This is a genomic window from Daejeonella sp., from assembly GCF_044232565.1.
In the GTDB taxonomy this organism is placed as follows: domain Bacteria; phylum Bacteroidota; class Bacteroidia; order Sphingobacteriales; family Sphingobacteriaceae; genus Daejeonella.
The window spans coordinates 1-7,470 of sequence record NZ_JBIILQ010000136.1 but is presented as its reverse complement, the minus strand read 5'-3'; the positions used below and the strand labels follow the sequence as shown (position 1 = coordinate 7,470).

The window sequence follows — 7,470 nt, the reverse complement described above, 5'->3', positions numbered from 1 at the left end:
GGTAAACTTGATTATGTCTGGGCAAGCTCTTGGGGAGTATCTACTCGTTTAATTGGTGCATTAATTATGGCTCATTCTGATGATTCTGGATTAATACTTCCTCCAAAACTGGCTCCAATCCAAGTCGTAATTGTGCCAATTTACCGTTCTGACGAAGAATTAGAACAGATTTCTATTATCGCTAAAGAATTATCTAAAGAGTTAAAAAGTAAAAATATTTCAGTAAAATTTGATGATCGTGATACCCTGCGACCTGGTTTTAAGTTTGCTGAATATGAAATGAAAGGCGTGCCAGTAAGATTAGCAATAGGAGGTCGCGATCTTGAAAATGGAACTATTGAAATCGCTAGACGTGATACAAAAGAAAAACAAACCATTTCTAGAGATGGCTTAGTGCTACATATTGAAAATTTATTGGTTGATATTCAAAATAGTATCTATCAAAAAGCTTTGAGATTTAGAGATGAAAATACGCGCGAAGCAAATTCATATGAAGAGTTTAAGGATCTTTTAGAAAATAAAGCTGGATTCATATCTGCGCATTGGGATGGTACTCCTGAAACAGAAAAAAGAATTAAAGATGAAACCAAAGCTACTATTAGGTGTATTCCTCTAAATAATAAACTTGAGAATGGAGTGTGCATGGTTAGCGGAAATCCATCCACACAACGTGTATTATTTGCAAGAGCTTATTAATTAATTTCTAATCAATTTAAGCAGATTTTGTCTTCAAAAACCTTGTAATAAAATCCCTTTCAAAAAGGTAAGGTTAAAGACAATTGATGGATTAGTCCTGTAGATATCTAATAGGTATTTATTTAGGCTCTGTATTTATTAAAAAAAATAATTTATATCATCTGATTTAAAATAAAATTCTTTTTAAATTATAAATTCATTAATCATGAAATTCGGAACAAAAGCTATTCATGCGGGACAAGAGCCTGATCCAAGTACAGGTGCAATAATGACTCCCATATTTCAAACATCCACCTATTGGCAGAAATCGCCAGGAGATAATAAAGGTTTTGAGTATTCCAGAGGGACAAATCCTACACGTAAAGCACTTGAATCATGTCTTGCAGCATTAGAAAACGCAAACTTCGGTCTCGCTTTTTCAAGCGGTATGGGTGCTACAGATGCTGTAATGAAATTACTGGCTCCGGGAGATGAAGTGATCACAGGGAATGATCTTTATGGAGGTTCTTACCGTATTTTCACTAAGATATTTTCTAATTATGGGATAAAATTCCATTTCATTGATATGTCTGATCCAGAAAATGTTAGAAATTACGTGAATGATCAGACCAAATTGATTTGGATTGAAACACCAACCAATCCTACGATGCAAATTGTTGATATTCAAGCTGTTGCTGGTATTGCAAAACAAAACAATATTATATTGGCTGTTGATAATACCTTCGCCTCGCCATATTTGCAAAACCCAATTGATTTAGGAGCAGATATTGTGATGCATTCGGTGACTAAGTACCTTGGCGGACATTCAGATGTGGTAATGGGGGCTTTGATGCTGAATGACGAGGATCTTTACAAGCGTTTATGGTTTATCTATAATGCTTGTGGCGCAACTCCTGGTCCGATGGATAGTTTTCTAGTACTTAGAGGCTTAAAAACGCTTCATCTTCGAATGAAAGCACATTGTGAAAATGGAAGACAGATTGCAGAATACTTAAAAACTCATCCTAAAGTAGATAAAATCTACTGGCCAGGTTTCACGGATCATCCTAACCATGATGTCGCTAAAAAGCAAATGCGTGATTTCGGAGGAATGATTTCGATTACATTAAAAGGTGCTGATCTTCAGGAAACTTATCGTGTGGCTTCATCTTTTAAGGTGTTTGCATTGGCCGAATCTCTAGGAGGAGTGGAGTCTTTAATTAATCACCCCGTATCTATGACACACGGTTCAATTCCGAAGGCTGAACGCGATAAAGTTGGTGTTACTGATAATTTATTACGCTTAAGTGTTGGGGTAGAGGATGTGGAGGATCTTTTGGAAGATTTAAAGCAAGCACTTTCTTAAAACCGGTTTTTAATTTATATGTCTCAATATTCAGTTTCATTAAATACATTTCAGGGACTAAAAGATTTTCTCGATTTAAAGGTTGAACAATACAATCAACCTGGTTTTATTGAAAATGATCCGATTTGTATTCCTCATCAATTTAAATTGAAACAGGATATTGAGATTATGGGTTTTTGGGCCTCTATTTTAGCTTGGGGCCAACGTAAAACTATAATCAATAAGTGTAAAGAACTCATTCATTTGATGGATGGAGCACCATTTGATTTTATGCTGAATCATCAAGATTCAGATCTTAAACGTTTCTTGACTTTTAAGCATCGAACCTTTAACGATACCGATACGCTCTATTTTATCGAGTTTTTTAAACAACATTATCGTTATAATTCATCATTAGAGAATGCTTTCACCGGTATAGATTTAAAATTTGGTATGGATGGGTCAAAATTCGTGGGACCTGAATTTAAAAGAGATAATTCATCCGAAAAAACTGAATTTTCCCTAAAATCTACCGAGAGTTTATTAAATTATTTTAGAAATTATTTTTTTTCTATGCCTGATTATCCTTCACGAACCAAAAAGCATGTTAGCTCACCTAGTCAGAAATCTACTTGTAAACGATTAAACATGTTTTTACGATGGATGGTAAGAGATGATCAAAAAGGAGTAGATTTTGGAATCTGGAAGAATATAAAACCTGCTCAACTTATTTGTCCCACAGATTTGCATGTTGAACGTGTAGCGCGAAAATTAAAGTTAATTACACGTAAACAAGTAGATTGGCAAACTGCTGTTGAACTAACTTTGAACCTTCAGCAATTTGATTCTAATGACCCAGTGAAATATGATTTTGCTCTATTTGGATTAGGTATTGAGGAGCATTTTCAAAATAACAGCCTCTAAAAAATCTTATTAAATTATTTTTCAGTTTCCTCATTTACAAACTTAATACCATTTTGTTTTTTTAATTACGCGTCTATATTTCCGTTACTTATTCTGAGTTTCGGGATTTCATCGGACTTCTAATCGTATTTTCATCACCTAATAATATCCCCCAGGGTTTGAACATACTAGAGCGATCGAAAATTATTTTCAATACCGCAACCATAGGTAAAGCGAGGAACATTCCAGACACGCCAGCTAATGTTCCTGCAATAAATACTCCCAAGATGGCTGCAAATGCATTTATTTTGACTTTTGAACCCACAATTCGTGGCATCAAGATGTTATTGTCGAGAAACTGAACAATAGCTATTACTCCCAGGACTAAAAAAATGGGTAACAATTCTTGTGAAGAGGTTAGGGTTAATAAAACACCAATCAAATTTCCAATTAATGCCCCTACATAAGGAATAAGATTTAATAATGCGAAAATTACTCCTATAAGTATGGCATGTTTAATATCTAGTACCAATAATATCCCACCTAGTAATATAGTGATATAGGCTATTTGAATGAGGAGTCCAACAAGATAGCTTTTGATAATGACCTCGGTTTCTTTCATTACCTCCTTAACTTTCTTATGTTGTTGTGTTCTGAACCACATAAAAATAAAGCGTAGTAGTAGATTTTTATAGGATAAGAATAAATAGATGTAAATTGGGACTAAACCAATAAAAATAAAGGCGGAAGTGATAGAACCTGCTGCGCCTCCAATAATATTTCCGGCATTGACTAATAATTTATTGCTTTGCTCATTCAAAAATTTTATTTGCTCTTGAGTAGAGAAATCTGTTTTACTGTTTATCCAAAAACTTAAATTATTTAAATGAAAGCTGATGTTTTTCTGAATTTGTGGAAAATCGGCGGCAAGTATGCTGATTTGAGCAGAGAAAAACCAAATTACCGAGCCAATAAATACCGCGCCGAGTAAGATGGGTAATAAAATGGCTAGGGCTTCTGGAACTCTCTTATTTCTCAAAAATCTGTAGCTAGGTAAAAGTACAATACTGAGAAAAAAGGCCATTAAAACTGGCATAATGATTTCGCTTCCTATAGAAATTATTGCACCTAGCAAACAAATACCAATTAATTCTATAGATCGTCTTACGGTTATTGGTAGCTCTTTCATACTGGATGATTTACTTATGCGTTAAGATTTTTTAATTTGAATTCATATTAATTATGTTTTTATCCACATTAGTTTGAACCATTTTTAATTGAATTAGTATGATTTTATATACAAAAATCAAATAAAACTTCTTCATTCATAATACGCAATTTAATTAAAATTACTTATCCTAAAATGTTAATAACATTCATTCGTATTTTTTCTTGTTTGATTTAAGTTTGTAGGGTTAATGGTTCTTGATTTCATTATCGAGATTAAAAGGGAACCAGGTTAGAATCCTGGACAGTCCCGCTGCTGTGTTCTCCATAACGGTTATTCAAATTATTGTCACTTTACTGATCTGTTCAGTATGGGAAGGCAGGATAAACCGGGAGTAAGTCAGAAGACCTGCCTTAGCATATATAATTCATAGCTTTCGGGGATTGAAGCTTGGAGAAAATCGTGCTATCTAACGGTTTATTTCTAGTATTCCTTCATTATCTGTTTGCTGTGGGACAAAAAACTCACAACAAAATGAAAACAAAAAAACTTTACATTGCTGTAAGCCTAGGGCTAGCACAATTGACATTACTTAACAGTAGTGTGCACGCACAGGAAAAATCTGTCGCTATTCTTGACGAGGTAGTCGTAACTGCTAGTCGCTCACCCAAAAAAATATCAGAAATTGGTAAGGTAGTAAGAGTAATTTCTGCCGAAACCCTCGCTAGGAGTCAGGGGAGAACCCTGCATGAGGTTTTAAACAATGTTGCAGGAATAACAATTGGTGGAAATGGAGGTAATCCTGCCGATGTAAAAGCCGTGTACATGCGTGGTGCCAGCGCTGCAAATACGCTAATTCTAATCGATGGTATTCCTGTTAATGATGCTTCTGAAATTTCTGGTGAATACAATATTTCTGCCATTTCTGTAGATTTAATTGAACGTGTAGAGATTCTTAAAGGTGGAAATTCTACTTTATATGGTTCAGATGCTGTTGCAGGGGTAATCAATATTATTACCAAGAAAGGGCTAGGTAAATTATCCGCAAATGTTTTAGCAACTGCAGGTTCATACGATACTTATAAGCAAGTATTGGGTCTTAGTGGTGAAATAAAAAAAACAAGCATCTCATTTAGTGCAAGCAATACCGACTCCGAAAATTTTTCTTCTGCAGTACCTGCCACTGGTGTATCCAATTTTGACAAGGATGGTTTCCACCAAAAGTCAGTGTTGTTAAATTTAGGTCAGCAGATTAATAATCGATTAAGTATAAGAGGAAACTTTCAAGCTAATAACAATACTGCCGATTTAGATAATGGTGCTTTTGAAGATGCCTTAGATTATTCCTATAGTAAATCTTCATTTCTTGCTGGAATAGGTGGACGCGTAGTACTTGATAATGGACTCATAAACTTTAATATGAGTCAGAATAACATAAAAAATCAATATAATAATCAAGGCTCCAGAACTAATAATTCCGGGAATATAAGTCACCTAGAAGCTAATTTAAATTATAAGTTTAATCAATTTTTAGATTTAGCAAGTGGTGTTTCTTACAGAAAGCTGAGTACAGAACAGCACAATCCTTATAGCTCACGATTAAATGCTGATAATCAAATGGCTAGTGCTTTTAGCTCTCTTTTTTTTAGAACCAATATTGGTTTTCAAGCTGAATTAGGCGGTAGAATTAATGATCATAGTGAATATGGTAATAACTTTACTTATACCATAAACCCTTCCTTTTTATTTGCTGAGCGGTATAAGCTTTTCGTGAATTTATCGTCGGCTTATCGTGTTCCTTCCTTGTATCAATTATTTTCTGATTATGGAAATATCGCTTTAGAACCTGAGACGACCACAAGTTTTGAAGCAGGTTTTGATTTAAATTTCTCACAATCGCTAAATTTCTCGCTATCCTATTTTAAAAGAGATATCGAAAATGTAATTGATTTCGGTCAGATTGCAACGAATAAGTTTGGCTATATCAACCAAAATAGGCAAAATGACAATGGTTTTGAGTTAGAGTTGGCTTATAAACCATTTTCAATTCTTAGTTTTAACGCCTTTTATGCCTTTGTTGATGGTGAGCTTATTACACCAGCTAAGACCGAGTTTAATCTATTCCGCCGACCGAAAAGTTCTTTCGGACTAAATGCAGGGGTAGATTTAAGTAAGAAACTTAGTTTAAATTTGATTTATAAACATACTGGAGATCGTTTAGATAGATACTTTGACGGGGCAACCTTTAAAACACTTGAGGCTAATCTTGATGCTTTTAATATACTTGATGCTTATATCCAGTATAAGCCTAAAAGTAATTTAACCTTGTTTACCGATGTTAAAAATGTACTAAATGAAGATTATGTGGAGTTTGCAGGTTATCAAACTAAGGGACTTAATTTTAATGCAGGTTTTAGGTTCGGACTGTAATTAAAAAATGATATCATTAGAAGAGCGGTGGATAATCCACCGCTCTTTTTTATTTAAAGAGCTTTGAGGGAAGTGATATGAGAAATCAGTCCCTGTCATGCTGCTTTTTTTATTTGCTTTAATCCTTCAGAATAAATAAAGCACAAAAAAACCTGTTTGAATTTTCAAACAGGTTTCAAGAAAAATATCGTGTTAATTATTTAGCTAAAGCAGGGTATTTTTTAGCTAATAAATTTAAGCTACTGAACAATACTGCTGAAAAAACTAAGTTTCCTATTAACATATTTCTGAAAAATGGTAAAGCTGCAGCATAAGAAGTTAGAATCCCTGAAATATTATGTGGGTATAAACTTACTGGATAAAAGAAGGCGAAGTTTGTGATTAAATAAAAGACACTGGCACTTATAAATGATGCAAGTACAACATTAGTTGCGCTCACTTTTTCTCTTAATAGAAAACCACAAGCTACCATCGCTGTAAAGCCAAGGTAAACTAATAAACTAAATCCATTCCCAATAAATAGATCTGAAATAGCCATTGCTGCTAGGGGCATGATGAATGCTAATCTTTTATCTGAAAATTGTGCTCCTGCAAAAATAGCAAGTGCGCCAATAGCTGTAAAGTTCCAGATATGGGGAATCAAGTAGGGTAGAGCGCGAGTAGATGCCGCAGCAATTACTAATAGACTTAAAACGATAAAACGTGGCGTAAGGATATCTTTCATGTTTCAAAAATATAAAAAATTATGATTGCTTTTAGTTTCTGATAAAATATCTAAAAAAGATTACACTTATCATATATTTAGTCTGGGTAAGCTTCCTAAATTTTATTTTTTTTTAATATTTAAAATATTGATTGTCATTTATTTATAAATTTTATCTAAATCTTTTATTTAGTTATTTGTTTTAAATTAAAATACATCACTATTTTTTAGTTCAGTAAAATCCAT

6 protein-coding genes and 1 riboswitch are annotated in these 7,470 nt (G+C 33.7%); of the genes, 4 read left to right on the top strand and 2 right to left on the bottom strand.

Annotated features, from left to right (window positions below; genetic code table 11):
• The 3 genes from ACILQF_RS08430 to ACILQF_RS08420 all read left to right on the top strand — a co-directional run.
• The coding region (locus ACILQF_RS08430; RefSeq protein ID WP_395626976.1) for a proline--tRNA ligase at positions 1-696 on the top strand (696 nt) is incomplete at its 5' end.
• A gap of 205 nt (positions 697-901) precedes the next feature.
• Positions 902-2,041, top strand: coding sequence for a cystathionine gamma-synthase (locus ACILQF_RS08425; protein WP_395626975.1), 1,140 nt, complete (start codon positions 902-904; stop codon positions 2,039-2,041).
• 18 nt (positions 2,042-2,059) lie between these two features.
• The gene (locus tag ACILQF_RS08420; protein ID WP_395626974.1) at positions 2,060-2,944 is read left to right on the top strand and encodes a TIGR02757 family protein; all 885 of its coding nucleotides are present in this window, start codon (positions 2,060-2,062) and stop codon (positions 2,942-2,944) included.
• 88 nt (positions 2,945-3,032) lie between these two features.
• Here ACILQF_RS08420 and ACILQF_RS08415 read toward each other — a convergent pair whose 3' ends face one another.
• Positions 3,033-4,112 (bottom strand): AI-2E family transporter, encoded by a 1,080-nt coding sequence (locus tag ACILQF_RS08415; RefSeq protein ID WP_395626973.1) that lies wholly within the window; start codon positions 4,110-4,112, stop codon positions 3,033-3,035.
• 213 nt (positions 4,113-4,325) lie between these two features.
• Positions 4,326-4,522, top strand: a riboswitch (cobalamin riboswitch).
• Positions 4,523-4,625: 103 nt separating this feature from the next.
• Between ACILQF_RS08415 and ACILQF_RS08410 the strand changes: the two genes are divergently transcribed.
• Entirely contained in the window at positions 4,626-6,521 is a 1,896-nt protein-coding gene (locus tag ACILQF_RS08410) for a TonB-dependent receptor plug domain-containing protein (RefSeq protein ID WP_395626972.1), read from the top strand.
• A 196-nt stretch (positions 6,522-6,717) separates the two neighbouring features.
• On the opposite strand, the gene ACILQF_RS08405 is transcribed toward ACILQF_RS08410, so the two are convergent.
• Positions 6,718-7,245, bottom strand: coding sequence for a DUF6580 family putative transport protein (locus ACILQF_RS08405; protein ID WP_395626971.1), 528 nt, complete (start codon positions 7,243-7,245; stop codon positions 6,718-6,720).
• Positions 7,246-7,470 lie beyond the last annotated feature (225 nt).

Bases quoted from the DNA above. Each gene is read 5' to 3' on its own strand.
- ACILQF_RS08420 (WP_395626974.1), top strand. From the start codon at position 2,060: ATGTCTCAATATTCAGTTTCATTAAATACATTTCAGGGACTAAAAGAT.
- ACILQF_RS08410 (WP_395626972.1), top strand. From the start codon at position 4,626: ATGAAAACAAAAAAACTTTACATTGCTGTAAGCCTAGGGCTAGCACAA.
- ACILQF_RS08425 (WP_395626975.1), top strand. From the start codon at position 902: ATGAAATTCGGAACAAAAGCTATTCATGCGGGACAAGAGCCTGATCCA.
- ACILQF_RS08405 (WP_395626971.1), bottom strand. From the start codon at position 7,245: ATGAAAGATATCCTTACGCCACGTTTTATCGTTTTAAGTCTATTAGTA.
- ACILQF_RS08415 (WP_395626973.1), bottom strand. From the start codon at position 4,112: ATGAAAGAGCTACCAATAACCGTAAGACGATCTATAGAATTAATTGGT.